Source organism: Alteromonas sp. KC3 (assembly GCF_016756315.1).
Classification (GTDB): Bacteria; Pseudomonadota; Gammaproteobacteria; order Enterobacterales; family Alteromonadaceae; genus Alteromonas.
The window spans coordinates 1,606,667-1,621,507 of record NZ_AP024235.1; the positions used below are offsets into that span (position 1 = coordinate 1,606,667).

Here is a 14,841-nt window from a genome sequence, read left to right on the forward strand (position 1 = left end):
CCGCTATGCCAAAACGTACCGACATAAAAAGTATTCTTATCATTGGTGCTGGCCCTATTGTTATCGGCCAGGCTTGTGAATTTGACTATTCAGGCGCGCAAGCGTGTAAAGCCCTTCGCGAAGAAGGCTACCGTGTTATTTTGGTGAACTCTAACCCAGCCACCATTATGACCGACCCAGAAATGGCAGATGCAACGTACATCGAGCCAATTCACTGGGAAGTAGTGCGCAAGATTATTGAAAAAGAACGTCCAGACGCGATCCTTCCAACTATGGGTGGTCAAACGGCACTTAACTGTGCGTTAGACTTAGACAAACATGGTGTTTTGGAAGAATTCGGTTGTGAGCTTATCGGTGCGACGGCAGATGCTATCGATAAAGCGGAAAACCGCGAGCGTTTTGACCAAGCGATGAAAAACATCGGCCTTGAATGTCCGCGTGCAGAAATTGCGCACAGCATGGACGAAGCCCACGATGTTCTAAGCCGCATTGGTTTCCCTTGTATTATTCGCCCGTCATTCACTATGGGCGGAACCGGTGGCGGTATTGCTTATAACATTGATGAATTCAATGAAATTTGCCACCGTGGCCTTGACCTTTCACCTACTAGCGAACTGCTTATTGATGAGTCGTTACTAGGCTGGAAAGAGTACGAAATGGAAGTAGTACGCGATAAAGCAGACAACTGCATTATTGTATGTACTATCGAAAACTTTGACCCTATGGGTGTACACACCGGTGACTCTATCACTGTGGCACCAGCACAGACGCTAACCGACAAAGAATTCCAAATCATGCGTAATGCAGCCATGGCCGTACTACGTGAAATTGGTGTTGAAACCGGTGGTTCAAACGTACAGTTTGGTGTAGACCCTAAAACAGGTCGTATGGTTATCATCGAGATGAACCCGCGTGTATCGCGTTCATCAGCACTTGCGTCTAAAGCAACGGGTTTCCCAATTGCAAAAGTGGCAGCAAAACTAGCAATCGGCTACACACTTGATGAGCTCGCGAACGATATCACTGGTGGTCTAACTCCAGCATCGTTCGAGCCTTCAATTGACTACGTTGTCACTAAGATCCCACGCTTTAACTTTGAGAAGTTCGCTGGTGCAAACGACCGTCTTACGACCCAAATGAAGTCGGTAGGTGAGGTTATGGCAATTGGTCGTAACCAGCAAGAGTCGCTGCAAAAAGCTCTTCGCGGCCTAGAAGTAGGCGCAACGGGTCTTAACCCAATGGTTGACCTAGATGACCCAGAGTCGCGCAACAAGGTTATTTACGAACTACGCCAGCCTGGCGCAGAGCGTATTTGGTATATTGGCGATGCGTTCCGGATGGGTATGACAGTTGATGAAGTATTCAACCTTACCAACATCGACCGTTGGTACTTAGTGCAGCTTGAAGACCTAATTCTTCTTGAAGCTAAAGTGGCCAAACTTGGTTTACCTGGCATTGATGCAGACCTAATGCGTTCGCTTAAGCGTAAAGGCTTCTCTGACGCGCGTCTTGCTGAACTTACCAAAGTAGCAGAAAGCGATGTACGTGAAACGCGCCGTGGCTTTGGCATTTCACCAGTATATAAGCGTGTAGATACCTGTGCAGCAGAGTTTTCTACCAGTACGGCTTACATGTACTCAACGTATGACGAAGAGTGTGAAGCAGCGCCAACAGACAATGACAAAATTATGGTGTTGGGCGGTGGTCCAAACCGTATCGGTCAGGGTATCGAGTTCGATTATTGCTGTGTTCACGCTGCGCTATCTATGCGTGAAGACGGCTACGAGACTATCATGGTTAACTGTAACCCTGAGACGGTTTCAACCGACTACGACACGTCAGATCGCCTATACTTCGAGCCCGTAACCCTTGAAGATGTGCTTGAGATTGTCGCGAAAGAAAATCCGAAAGGCGTTATCGTGCAGTACGGTGGTCAAACACCACTAAAACTAGCACGTGCACTTGAAGCGGCTGGCGTACCAATTATAGGTACTTCACCGGAAGCTATCGACCGCGCTGAAGACCGTGAGCGTTTCCAGCAAATGGTGAACAAGCTTAACCTTAAGCAACCAGCAAATGCGACGGTAACTAATGTTGAGCAAGCCCTAGCGATGGCTGAAGAAATTGGCTTCCCGCTAGTTGTTCGCCCAAGTTACGTACTAGGTGGTCGCGCGATGGAAATCGTATACGACATTAAAGACCTGAAGCGCTACTTAAACGAAGCGGTAAAAGTGTCTAACGACGCCCCTGTATTGCTTGACCGTTTCCTAGACGACGCCATTGAAGTTGATATCGACGCTATTTGCGACGGTAAAGAAGTGGTTATCGGCGGAATTATGGAGCACATCGAACAAGCGGGTGTTCACTCTGGTGACTCTGCATGTTCACTGCCTCCGCACTCACTGTCTAAAGAGATTCAGGACGTAATGCGCGAGCAAGTGAAAGCCATGGCGCTTGAACTTGGCGTAGTAGGGTTGATGAATACACAGTTCGCCATTAAAGACGGTGAAGTGTACCTAATCGAGGTTAACCCGCGTGCAGCGCGTACAGTTCCGTTTGTGTCTAAAGCCACTGGTATTCCACTTGCGAAAGTGGCTGCACGTGCAATGGCAGGTGTTAGCCTGGCAGAGCAGGGTGTAACTGAAGAAGTCATTCCTCCTTTCTACTCTGTGAAAGAAGTGGTACTTCCGTTTGCTAAGTTCCAAGGTGTAGACCCACTACTAGGCCCAGAAATGCGCTCTACGGGTGAGGTAATGGGTGTAGGCGATACGTTTGAAGAAGCTTACGCTAAAGCAAACCTAGGCGCCGGTGCTCCGCTTCCGAAAGAGGGTAAAGCACTTATCTCGGTTCGTGATAACGACAAACCTCGTATGATTGAACTGGCAAAAGCACTTGTAGATGCTGGCTTCAAAATTGAAGCGACACGCGGTACTGCAACTACGCTGTATGATGCAGGCATCATGAGCACAGTTGTGAACAAAATGTCTGAAGGTCGTCCAAACATTGTTGATGCAATCAAAAACGGTGAATACGCCTATTTGATTAACACAACTGAAGGCCGCCAAGCCATCACTGACTCGGTTTACATTCGTCGTGAAGCGTTACTTAATAAAGTGACCTACACAACGACCATGAATGCCGCATTTGCGACTATTCGTGCGAAGTCGGCTGATGACCGCAATAAAGTAGCTTCGGTTCAAGAACTACACGCTAGAATCAAACACTAATGACATACGCTAGGATACGAGGTATCCTAGTTGTATTACATTTGTGTGAATGAATAAAAAGTGCGCCTATGCGGCGCACTTTTCTGTTTTAAATTACTAGTTAGGCGAGACTGTATTCATGAGTCAGTATCCAATGACAGCGCGTGGCGCTCAAATGCTGCGTGACGAATTAAACGAACTTAAAACTAAAACCCGTCCGCGTATTATCGAATCGATTGCTGAAGCGCGCGAGCACGGCGATCTTAAAGAGAATGCCGAGTATCACGCTGCTCGTGAACAGCAAAGCTTCTGTGAAGGCCGTATTCAGGATATTGAAGGCAAGCTTTCTAATGCTCAGATAATCGACGTTACAAAGATGGAGAACACAGGCAAGGTCATTTTCGGCACTACTGTTACGATTTTGAACGTCGATACTGATGAAGAAACGACATACCGTATAGTTGGAGATGATGAAGCTGATATTAAAAACAACCTGATATCGGTTAATTCACCAATAGCCCGTGGTCTTATCGGTAAAGAACTTGATGACACGGTAACTATTCAAACGCCAGCAGGTGCAGTAGAAGTTGAAATCATCGAAGTAGAATACATTTAGTTATACTCTGCTTGTCCTAAACAAAAAACGTCATTAATACGCATTAGTGGCGTTTTTTTTCATCTATACCTAAATAAAATAATAATTTAGCTAATTCATCTCTCACTTTTTAAATTACCACCTATACTTTTTTTGTGTACAAAGGGTGGAGAAACAACATATTTGTACGTTTTCTGGTTTTTACGTTGCAAAGAGATTATTTAATTAAATAGAACGAAAAGAATCCGCCAGAAACACGTAAGATCGAAGCTCTCACCCTTGATAGTCTAAACTGTCTAATTCTACGCGCGCTCAACACTGTTTAGTCGAACAAAAGGAGGAGTATATCTTGGTACTCATTAATCGACTTTCCGTCGTCCAATTAACGCTTATAGGTACAGGCACACTGTTTTTGTCTATTGCATTTTTAGCGTTTAAAGACATTAATCAATCCCGCACTGAAATGGTAAACGCCGATTTGGATACGGACCTTGTCACCTTAGTATCGGCAGTTGAACGTGTAGCTCATCACCATGCAGTAGAGCGCGGCCTAACCGCAGGCTTTTTAGGTAACCCAACTGAAGAAGCGCGCGCTAAAGTAAGAGCACAGAGAGAAAAAGCCGATAACGCGCTAGATAACCTTCGCACTGTCGCCAACGGTGATTGGCCTGAAACGCTTCAAGTGAACAATATTTTGAATCCACTGTACACGTGGGAGAACAATAAAGGTTCCGTACGTTCAAATGTGGACAACCTTCAAGGAAAAGAGGCATTTAAATATTATAGTGGCCTAAATTCAAGAGCACTTAATGCGGCAAATTCGTTTACGCTTCTGGTTTCAGACAGCAGTGCAAAGCAATTGCTAACCCAAGGGCTTTTACTAGCCCAAATGAAAGAAAAACTAGGCCAGCGACGGGGTAAACTGAACGCGGTCATGGCAAAGCGTTCGATTAGCGAAGCGGTAAGAGATGAAGTCGAAGGTTACAATCGAGAGATAACCTACGTGACAGATAAACTTTTGTTGAATCTTAGTGATGACTTTCTGCGTCAATTTAAAGCAATGTCTTCAAGCTCAGTATCTGAGCGTATTGATGACATTTCTGCGCGAGCCATTCAAGATTCACCAGATTTCACCACATTGCCTAGCAGCAGTGAGTGGTTCGGTATGGCGACTGAACAAATCGGTCAAGTAGCCAAAATATTAGGCACGGTGTTCGAGCAAGTTAAGCAAAACGCCGATGATAAAGCGAGTAGTGCTTATTCTGCTCTTATCATTACCATACTTATGGTTGTGCTAGTTATCGTATTTATCGCAATTATTTATCAGGCTCTAATAAGTATCATTACCAAGCAGTTAAAGGTACTCGTTGCTAATTTGGATAAAATCGCCGCACAAGGTGATTTAACCGTTGATGTGAGTATGAGTACCAGCAATGAATTAGGTGAGATATCCCGTTCAGTAAATACCACCATACTAGCACTGCGTGATCTAGTGAAAGGCTTAGGAACATCGATAGCGACAAGCAGTCGGTTATCAGCACAGCTTGAGAAAGCCAGCAGTGAAATGCTTAAAGATGCGGGGAATACTCAACAACTGACCGCGAATATAGCCTCTGCAGTGGAGCAGGTTGCAGTCACTAGCAGGGAAATTGCCCAGTCCTCTCTTGATACACTCAGCGCCAGTAAGCAGTTAGATGAGTTGGCAAATCAATCTTTAAAAGCTAACCAAAATATTAGAAACAGTATGGAAACGCTTGCCGATGATATTAAAGGCGTGCAAAAAAATGCCGGCGAGATGGAGATGAAAGTTGGCGAAATCTCTACCATTTTAGAAACCATCAACACATTATCAGATCAAACCAACTTACTAGCACTTAATGCTGCGATAGAGGCTGCGCGCGCAGGCGAACATGGGCGCGGATTTGCTGTTGTCGCAGATGAAGTACGAAAACTGGCGCAAAGTAGCCGAGAGTCGTCTGATAAAATTTCGACGCTTCTGTCTAGTCTAAGAGAAGCAAGCGTCGTCGTTGTTAACGATATTAATAAGAACGTTGAATCGATATCTAACTCTATGGAAACTACCACTGAAGGGCGCAAAACAGCCGAGAAAGTAAAAGAGGCTGCTGGCAATGTAGAGGATATGGCGAACAATATGTCATCCGCCGCTGAACAGCAGTCTGTCACGACAGAAGAGATTGCCAAAGAACTGGTGACAGTGGAGGAAGCCGCAAGGCACGAAGTGGATATTGCGCAAAATCTTTCAAATTTGTCAGGTGAAATGCAAGCGAACAATCAGCTATTACAGCATACCATCGATGGATTTAAAGCCGATTAGTCGTTATTGTAGATAAACTTGATTTCGCAATATCGCGCTAATTTATCGTCTAAAAGAAGAATACGAAAAACGATGGCTGATATAGAAACACTAGATTCAAAAGTGGTGTATCAAAACAAATGGCTTACGGTGCGGGAAGACAAAATTCGCCGCAAAAGCGGAAATGAAGGTATCTATGGTGTAGTAGAAAAGCCTGATTTTGCGATTATCTTGCCAATTGAAAATGATGTTGTGTATATGGTTGAACAGTATCGTTATACCATTGGTGAGCGTCAACTTGAGTTCCCCCAAGGCGCATGGGAGGCAAATCCTGATGCCGACCCCGCAGAGCTTGCTGCTGGGGAACTTAAGGAAGAAACCGGCCTTTCGGCGACACAAATGATTTACGTGGGTTTCCAGTATCTGGCCTATGGTTTTTGCAATCAGGGATATCATATCTATGTTGCTAAAGGGCTGAGTCAGGGCGAGCAGAAGCTTGACGTCGAGGAAGAAGATTTACGTATTGTCCCGTTAGCTTTAAATGAGTTGCGAGAAAAAATCCTCTCTGGCGAAATCAAAGATGCCAGCACGTGCAATGCCGTTGGACTTGCCACGCTAAAAGGACATATCTGAATAGCCTGTTACAATTTCCGCACTTTGATTTTTGTGCGAAGCAGGTTAGCATGGCAAAAAATTCAGGATTTAAGTAATGGAATGTAAAGGACAATTCTTAATCACGCGTTGGGAAGAAGAGACACTTTCAGAAAAATGTGAAGGGGTTAAAACTTCACATGCTTCCATTAGTCAGGCCTACTCTGGTGATATGGCAGGCGAGGCAGACATTGAATTTCTTATGAGCTATCAGTCTCCAGCAGAAGCTAGGTTTACTGGCTTCGAATCGTTTGTTGGAGTTATAAATGGTTTACGTGGAACGGTGACTTTAGCGCACAGTGGTAAATTTATAGGTGGCGTTGCAAGCAGCGAATTTAACGCAATAGCAGCCTCGGCTACCGGAGAACTAGCGGGGAAAGAGATTCACGGGCACTTTCAATCGTCTGAAGCGGGTAAAGCCAATTACACGATTTTTATAGACTAAGGCGTATTAACCTTTGCGTTCTACGCTAATGCTTACCAAGAAACTTACCTAGAAACTTTCTAAGAAAAGAATCCCCAAATAAAAAACGGCGCCATGCGGCGCCGCTAAAAAGTTGGGAAACAAACCAAGAATTTTTACGTATTAGTTCTCAAGTAAGCGAGAGCCAATTTCGATTTGACGAGGTTTCTTGGCTTCAGGTATGACTCGCTCCATATCGATATGTAAAAGGCCATTTTCCATGTCTGCTGCAAGCACTTTTACGTGATCGCCCAGTTGGAATTTGCGTTCAAAATTACGCTCAGAAATACCTTTGTGTAAGAACTTACGCTCTTTATTTTCTTTCTCTTCCGCTTTTTTGGTACCAGTAATAGTGAGCGTGTTTTCTTCAACTTGAATTGAAACGTCATCTTTACTGAAGCCGGCGATTGCCATAGTCACCCGATACTTGTCATCGCCTAACAATTCGATGTTGTACGGCGGGTAAGTGCTTTGTTTCTCAGCACGAGATGCTGCATCAATAAGCGACGCTAGGTGGTCTGAACCAATAAAAGAACGGTAAAGTGGAGATAGATCGATAGTACGCATAGTCATATCCTCAAAATTAAGCAATATGTTTAAATTAATGTGCCCCGACTTCGCGGCGGCGGTGTTGTCGACCTGACCTTTCAGCGCCGACAAATTATATATAGGATTGGTTGATTTCTTTTCAATGCTAAAAAAGCAAAAAAATTCAAAATTTTTTTAAGATGTTGAATTTTATTGCCTTTTAACTTCAACTTTATTTCGGCCACTTTCTTTTGCAGCATAAAGTGCTTTGTCAGCATTGTTAACTATGTGCTCAAATGAAAGTGCATTGTCTAGAGTAGCAACACCAAAACTGGCAGTAATTCGAAGTCGCTCACCGTTGGTAACAAAAGGCGTTTCACACAGTGACAAGCGTAATTTCTCTGCAAACTGTGACGCATTTTCAAGGTTAGACTTAGGCAAGATAACGACAAATTCTTCACCGCCTAAGCGAGCAAGTATGTCGTGCGTTTTAAGTTGAGCACTTAACGTTCTTACAATAAACTTCAATACCTTATCGCCAACATCGTGACCGTATCGGTCGTTTATATGTTTAAAATAGTCGACATCTAATACGACAACCGACATTGAGGAATTGTTGAGTTTGGCCTCTTTAAAGCGCTTTTCGCCTTGTTCGAATGCCCAGCGACGGTTAAAGCATTTGGTAAGAAAGTCTGTATTCGCTGCTTTTCTATAATAATTTCTGCCTCGTAAAAGAAAATAAGCAGCAATGGATAGCGCTAGCGTAATGCAAATGAAGACATAAACGACCAGCGTATTGTAGCGTTCACGTGCTAACTGATTTTCTAGTTCGAGCTGAGTAACGGCTAACTGTTGCTGTAGTATTTGAGTTTCCATTCTATTGATGGTGGCATTATGGGTATAGGCCGTTAAAATGACCTGACCTTCAATGAGCTCATTTATGCTTTGTGCGTGAAAATGGTCTAATGCTAACGCTTTATCAACCACTTCAATGACATCGGGCGATTGCGCAAGCCCTGTTTGAAGTACATCGACTACATATTTATAACGCGGTAAGTTATCGAGGTTGTTGGCGACGTTATTAATGTACTGCTTCGCCAGTTCGAATTTCTTTAATTTAAAAGCGCTAATGCTAAGTTTGAAAAACAACAGGTTGATGTAACCTGCCTCTACAGTGGTATCTTTTAGCGCAAGTGCCTTTTGAAATTGCTGATAGGCTTGTTCGATATAACCTTGTTTTTCATAAACGTTGCCTTGGCTTATATGGCTGAAGAACAAAAAGTCTTGATTGGCATTGGCTGCGTTGGCCATAGAAAACATGTTATTCACGTGTTGTTGTGCTTCGCCGAATTTTTCAAGCTGCAGTGCAAGGTCTGTGAGTGTAAAGCGCATATTGAAAGTACTTTCTGTGCTATTGATGCTCTCCCATGCAGCCAATGCTTTACCAATGTAGTGGTACGCGTCTTGATATAGTCCGTTGAGTTTGTAGATATTGCCTGTTGCGTTATAGATAAGCGCTTCTTGTGAAGGTGGAAACTGGTAAGTATCGTGTAGTGAAATGGCTTCCTGCAAGAGTCCCATGCCTCTCGCAAAATCACGGGTGTCACTGGCGCAAAACGCCGCTGAAGTGAGAGCCTGTACTAGTTGTTCAGGGTCATTCACCACACGGGCAATCTCGAGTGCGCGGTATCTGTCAGGGCAGTACACCGCGGTATCGTTGGTAGCAACATATTGAAAATAAGACCGCTCTAATAGACTGTGAACCAAGTGTTTACTTTCAGGCAGCGACGTTAAAATGTCGATAGAAGCGGTTAGATGTACTTCCGCCTCTTCCAGCATTGCCATCTCGCCATAGGTCGTCCCTATAAATTGCTGAAAGACACCTTGATGCAGAGACGTCCACTGCTTACTTATCGTTTCATGTTGTTTTAGAAACTGTAGTTTCTGTTCATAGGGAATATCGCTTTCAAAATAGTCAGAAACATCTTCAAAAGTGGTTTCTTGAGCAAGACTGTTGGTGCTTATAGCTATGAAAAAGAAAACGATGAGGACAACTCGCATTGCTGATTTTACCTTTTTTACTCGCCATTACCTTCCTTACCATGAAAGCAACGGCGAAGTCATTATTCATAAATAAAGTCAAAGACCTTAGCAAAAACAAGTGTATGCGATAATTTTTATAGAATATTTAGCATAACGTTAACCAACGCTGCTGATTATAAATGCTACAATTTGATCTGACTCGATATCTCAACAATTTTACTTAAAAAGCCAAATGAAAAAAGAAGTTATTGTATTGAATTGCGGCAGCTCATCGGTGAAGTTTGCCATTTTAGATGCTGATACTGGCGTAGCGGGGTTATCTGGCATTGCAGAAAGTCTAGGTAACAGTGACGCGAGTTTGTCATATAAGCTTAATGGTGAAAAATCTAAACAGCGCTTAGGTGAAAATGCAGGCCACACAGAAGCACTTAATGCCATTCAAGAGGTCATTGCAAAAACCGGTGTGCAGCCTATTGCAATTGGACATCGCGTGGTTCACGGTGGTGAAAAATTCAAACAAGCCGCCTTGGTGAATGAAGACGTTCTTTCGGCCATTGAAGCCTATGCCAGCATGGCGCCACTGCACAATATGGCAAATCATAAAGGCATAGTCACAGCCCAAATGGCTTATCCAGATTTACCGCATGTTGCAGTATTTGATACTTCTTTCTTTCAAAGTATGCCGCAAAAGGCGTTTATTTATGCACTGCCCATTGAATTGTATAAAGAACATGGCATCAGACGTTATGGATTCCACGGCACCAGTCACAAATTTATTCTAGATAGCACTGCTGGTTTGCTCAATAAGCCTGTGTCACAAACCAGTATTATCAGCGCGCACTTGGGCAACGGATGCAGTGTATCTGCTATTGAGCAGGGGGAAGCGGTTGATACTAGCCTAGGGTTTACACCGCTTGAAGGGCTAGTTATGGGCACACGTTGTGGTGACCTCGACCCTTCATTACCGGGTACGTTACAGAAAAAGCTTGGCAAAACGGCTGACGAAATTAATGACCTACTCAACAAGCAGTCTGGATTGCTTGGCATATCAGCGCTTAGCAATGATTGCAGAACGTTGGAAGATGAAGCGCTTAAAGGCCATGAAGGTGCGCAGCTTGCAATTGAGATTTTTTGTTATCGCCTTGCTAAATATATCTCTGGTTACATGGTCAGTGTTCCAAGTTTAGACGCCATTGTGTTTACGGGTGGCATCGGTGAGAACTCATCACTTATTCGCGAAACCACTATGGGCTATTTTAAACATTTTGGCATCTCAGTTGATGAACAAAAGAACCTTGATGCTCGATTTGGAAAAGGGGGAGAGATCTCCACGCCTTCATCTACTACATCAGTTTTTGTAGTGCCCACTAACGAAGAGTGGGTTATTGCCGCCGAAGCGGCTAAGTTCGCTTAATTTTTATCAAGAGAAACTGCCGTTAAATACTAACGGCATGCACAGGAGTCGCTATGTCTCGCCGAATTATGTTGATCCCAGTAGGAACCAGTGTCGGTCTTACTACTGTCAGCATGGGTCTTGTTCGTGCTATCGAAGAGCAAGGTATTAAACTAAACTTTTTTAAACCTGTTGCGCAGCCGAGGAAAGGCGACAACGGGGAAGAGCGTTCCACTGCTATTATCGCGCACCACGCTAGCGTATCGCCGATTACTCCCTTCTCGCTAGACTATGTAGAGCGCATGATCAGTAACGATAATACTGACGAACTACTTGAAGAAATTATTGAACGCTTTGAAGATAACTCTGAGCAAGAAGCTGTCACTGTTATAGAAGGGTTGGTTACTACACGACATCACCCCTATGCAGAGCGCCTGAATTTGGAAATAAGCCGCGCGCTTGATGCCGATATTGTCTTTGTTGCAGTGCCGGGTAACGACTCGGTAACCGATCTCAATCATCGTCTTGAAATTGTAGTCGACACCTATGGCGGCCACAAAAGTCAAAAAGTGGTGGGATGTATTTTCAACAAGGTTAATGCGCCGTTTGATGAACATGGGCGACTTAGAGCCGACATTGGTGCTATAGAGGCGCCTGAGCATGATGAAGCACGTACACAGGCACTTCGCGAACTTCCCATTTTTAAGAAAGGGTTGAGTTTACTCGGCACGATTGACTGGAGTGCAGATCTTGTTTCGCCTCGTGCAACTGATGTTGCAAAGCACTTAAATGCCACACTGTTAAATGAAGGTGACTTGGCTATTCGTCGCTTGAGTAGTGTGACCTTTTGTGCCCGTGAAATTCACAATATGACGCACACTCTAAAGCCTGGCGCATTACTTGTGATGTCTGGTGATCGCGGCGATGTGTTTGTTTCGTGTTGTTTAGCGGCCTTAAATGGCACTAAGCTAGGTGCACTGCTTTTAACCGGCGGCTACGAGCCTGATGAAAACATTATGGCACTATGCAGCCAGGCGATGGAAACCGGCTTGCCGGTAATGCTGGTGAACACTAATACCTGGCAAACCGCACAAAATCTTCATGCGTTTAATCAAGAAGTCCCTGTTGATGATAGTCAGCGCATTGAAAAAGTGATGGTACATACGGCTGAAAGTTTAGATGCAAAATGGGTAACCTCGCTAACGCAAAAAATATCGCGTCAGAAGAAACTATCGCCCTCAGCGTTCCGCTTTTATCTTACTAATCGTGCAAGACAGGTTAATAAGCGTATTGTGCTGCCAGAAGGAAATGAGCCACGCACCGTAGTTGCTGCGTCAATTTGTGCTAAACGTGGTTTGGCTCGTCCTGTCCTACTAGGTGATGAAACAGAAATTAGGCGCGTTGCAGAGCAACAAGGTGTAATGTTGGGAGATGGTGTTGAAATTCTGTCACCCAGTGAGATTAAACAAGACTATATCTCTGGCTTGGTTGCGCTTCGCGGTCACAAAGGGGTTACGGAAGTCGTTGCCAAAGAGTTATTAGACGATAACGTTACGCTAGGCACAATGATGTTGCAGCAAAATCATGTGGATGGCTTGGTCTCAGGCGCTGTGAACACCACTGCAAATACCATAAGGCCTGCACTGCAGCTTATTAAAACTGCGGAAAACGCATCGTTAGTGTCATCGGTTTTCTTTATGTTATTGCCTGATCAGGTACTCGTTTACGGTGACTGTGCTATTAACCCTGATCCAGACGCTAAGCAGTTAGCAGATATTGCGATTCAGTCTGCGACTTCTGCTCAAATGTTTGGTATCGAGCCTCGTGTTGCAATGATTAGCTATAGTACGGGAACATCAGGTGCTGGTAGCGATGTAGAAAAAGTGCGTGAAGCGACAAGAATAGCGCAAGAATTACGTCCTGATTTACTTATTGACGGCCCACTTCAGTACGATGCCGCTGCAATTGAAAGTGTTGGCAAGAGCAAAGCGCCTAATAGCCCGGTAGCTGGCAAGGCAAATGTGTTTGTATTTCCTGACCTTAACACCGGCAATACCACTTATAAGGCAGTACAGCGTAGCTTTGATTTGGTATGTATTGGGCCAATGCTTCAAGGGATGAGAAAGCCAGTAAACGACTTGAGTCGTGGTGCACTGGTGGACGATATCGTGTTTACTATTGCTCTGACGGCAATCCAAGCGGCAGGCAGCCAATAGGCTGTAAAGTCTCAAGTAAAAAAATGGCGCTCATGTAATATTAGAGCGCCATTTTTCCAATGTCTTATTAAATGGCATTGTCTTATTAAGTAGTTACATCGCGTACTGTTTTACTATGCGCCCATCTTTCATAACGAACCCTACGTTCTCCATAAGGCTCATGTCTTTCATCGGGTTGCCCGGGACAGCAACAATATCTGCAAGCTTCCCTTCATCTAAACTGCCAAGTGTTGCGTCTTGTTTTAATAAACGCGCTGGATTGATGGTAGCGGCTTGAATGGCTTGCATTGGTGTCATGCCAAATTGCACCATGCGTGCAAACTGTTTTGGGTTATCGCCATGAGGATAAACGCCAGCATCAGAGCCAAATACCATGTTTACGCCTGCCTTAACGGCTTTCTCGAAGTTTTGGCGCTGGGTTTTGCCTACAACTCGCTCTTTGTCCAAGCTCTCTTGTAAAATTCCGGCTTTCTCGCCTTCGCCTAAGATGTACTCAGTAACGTAAATATCCATCGAAAAATACGTACCATGCTCTTTTGCCAAACTAATTGCTTCATCGTCTAGTAAACTCACATGCTCTACTGAGTCGACGCCTGCTTTAATTGCGGCTTTGATACCACTTGTTCCATGGGCATGTGTCGCCACAGTTAAACCGCGTAAATGGGCTTCATCCACTAACGCTTTCATTTCTTCAAAGGTATATTGTTGTGCGCCTACTTTTGTACCTTTCGACAATACACCACCAGTGGCACAAAATTTAATAACAGTTGCGCCATATTTGATATTGCGACGCACCATTTTTCTAACTTCCCAAGGGCCATCAGCGACGCCTTCACTGTAATTGTTATATTCGTAGGGAAGAAGGTTGCTATCACAGTGACCACCGGTAACGCCCAAGCTAGGGCCTGCCACAAACATACGTGGGCCTTCTACATCGCCTGCATTAATGGCATCGCGTAGTGCAACGTCGGCAAAACCCGGTGCTCCGACATTTCGAACGGTGGTGAACCCCGCTTCGATAGTTGCTTTGGCGTGTTTTACACCCGTAATCGCAGCGCGAGGAAGAGACACTTCTAAACGTTTATAGCCATGACGTGTTGCATCGCTTGTTAAATGAACATGCATATCCATCAGGCCTGGCATTAATGTAGCATCGCCTAAGTCGATGCGCTTGGCATCGCTTGGTAGGGTGAGTGAATCGAGTTGTCCTGATGCACTAATAACATTGCCAGTAACAACAATTGCTGCGCGCTCAACAATGCGGCCTTTTGTAACATCAACCATGCGATCAGCCGTTATGACGAGCGTTTGCGCTAACGCTGCAGAAGTAGAAGCTATTGCGGCAAACGCTGCAGCGAATGATAATTTAGTAAAACGGGTAGCCCAAGTCACGACATATTCCTTCAATAACAGTAGTTAATAGAGCCTGTTA

Annotated in this window: 10 protein-coding genes; 7 read left to right on the forward strand and 3 right to left on the reverse strand. The window is 44.5% G+C overall.

Annotation, left to right across the window (positions count from 1 at the left end; all coding sequences use genetic code 11):
• The first annotated feature begins 5 nt into the window (after positions 1–5).
• From carB to JN178_RS07215, 5 genes are all read left to right on the forward strand, one after another.
• A complete protein-coding gene (carB, locus tag JN178_RS07195; protein ID WP_202264841.1) occupies positions 6–3,227 on the forward strand; it encodes a carbamoyl-phosphate synthase large subunit in 3,222 nt (1,073 codons plus the stop codon).
• 118 nt (positions 3,228–3,345) lie between these two features.
• On the forward strand, positions 3,346–3,822 hold the full coding sequence (gene greA / locus JN178_RS07200; protein ID WP_025254739.1) for a transcription elongation factor GreA: 477 nt from the start codon (positions 3,346–3,348) through the stop codon (positions 3,820–3,822).
• A 328-nt stretch (positions 3,823–4,150) separates the two neighbouring features.
• The gene (locus tag JN178_RS07205) at positions 4,151–6,136 is read left to right on the forward strand and encodes a methyl-accepting chemotaxis protein (protein WP_202264843.1); all 1,986 of its coding nucleotides are present in this window, start codon (positions 4,151–4,153) and stop codon (positions 6,134–6,136) included.
• A 72-nt stretch (positions 6,137–6,208) separates the two neighbouring features.
• Positions 6,209–6,748 (forward strand): NUDIX domain-containing protein, encoded by a 540-nt coding sequence (locus tag JN178_RS07210; protein ID WP_202264845.1) that lies wholly within the window; start codon positions 6,209–6,211, stop codon positions 6,746–6,748.
• Between the two features lie 76 nt (positions 6,749–6,824).
• Positions 6,825–7,211, forward strand: a complete 387-nt coding sequence (locus JN178_RS07215) for a DUF3224 domain-containing protein (protein ID WP_202264847.1) — start codon at positions 6,825–6,827, stop codon at positions 7,209–7,211.
• A gap of 141 nt (positions 7,212–7,352) precedes the next feature.
• On the opposite strand, the gene JN178_RS07220 is transcribed toward JN178_RS07215, so the two are convergent.
• Positions 7,353–7,796, reverse strand: coding sequence for an Hsp20 family protein (locus JN178_RS07220; RefSeq protein ID WP_159628083.1), 444 nt, complete (start codon positions 7,794–7,796; stop codon positions 7,353–7,355).
• Positions 7,797–7,967: 171 nt separating this feature from the next.
• Positions 7,968–9,818, reverse strand: a complete 1,851-nt coding sequence (locus JN178_RS07225; RefSeq protein WP_202264849.1) for a tetratricopeptide repeat-containing diguanylate cyclase — start codon at positions 9,816–9,818, stop codon at positions 7,968–7,970.
• 214 nt (positions 9,819–10,032) lie between these two features.
• Between JN178_RS07225 and JN178_RS07230 the strand changes: the two genes are divergently transcribed.
• Together JN178_RS07230 and pta are read left to right on the forward strand one after the other, a co-directional pair.
• Entirely contained in the window at positions 10,033–11,214 is a 1,182-nt protein-coding gene (locus JN178_RS07230) for an acetate kinase (protein WP_202264851.1), read from the forward strand.
• A gap of 53 nt (positions 11,215–11,267) precedes the next feature.
• Complete coding sequence (gene pta, locus JN178_RS07235) at positions 11,268–13,409, forward strand: phosphate acetyltransferase (RefSeq protein ID WP_202264853.1); 2,142 nt, start codon at positions 11,268–11,270, stop codon at positions 13,407–13,409.
• Between the two features lie 93 nt (positions 13,410–13,502).
• Here the strand turns inward: pta and JN178_RS07240 are convergent, their stop codons facing one another.
• Positions 13,503–14,747 (reverse strand): Xaa-Pro dipeptidase, encoded by a 1,245-nt coding sequence (locus tag JN178_RS07240; protein WP_442859703.1) that lies wholly within the window; start codon positions 14,745–14,747, stop codon positions 13,503–13,505.
• Positions 14,748–14,841 lie beyond the last annotated feature (94 nt).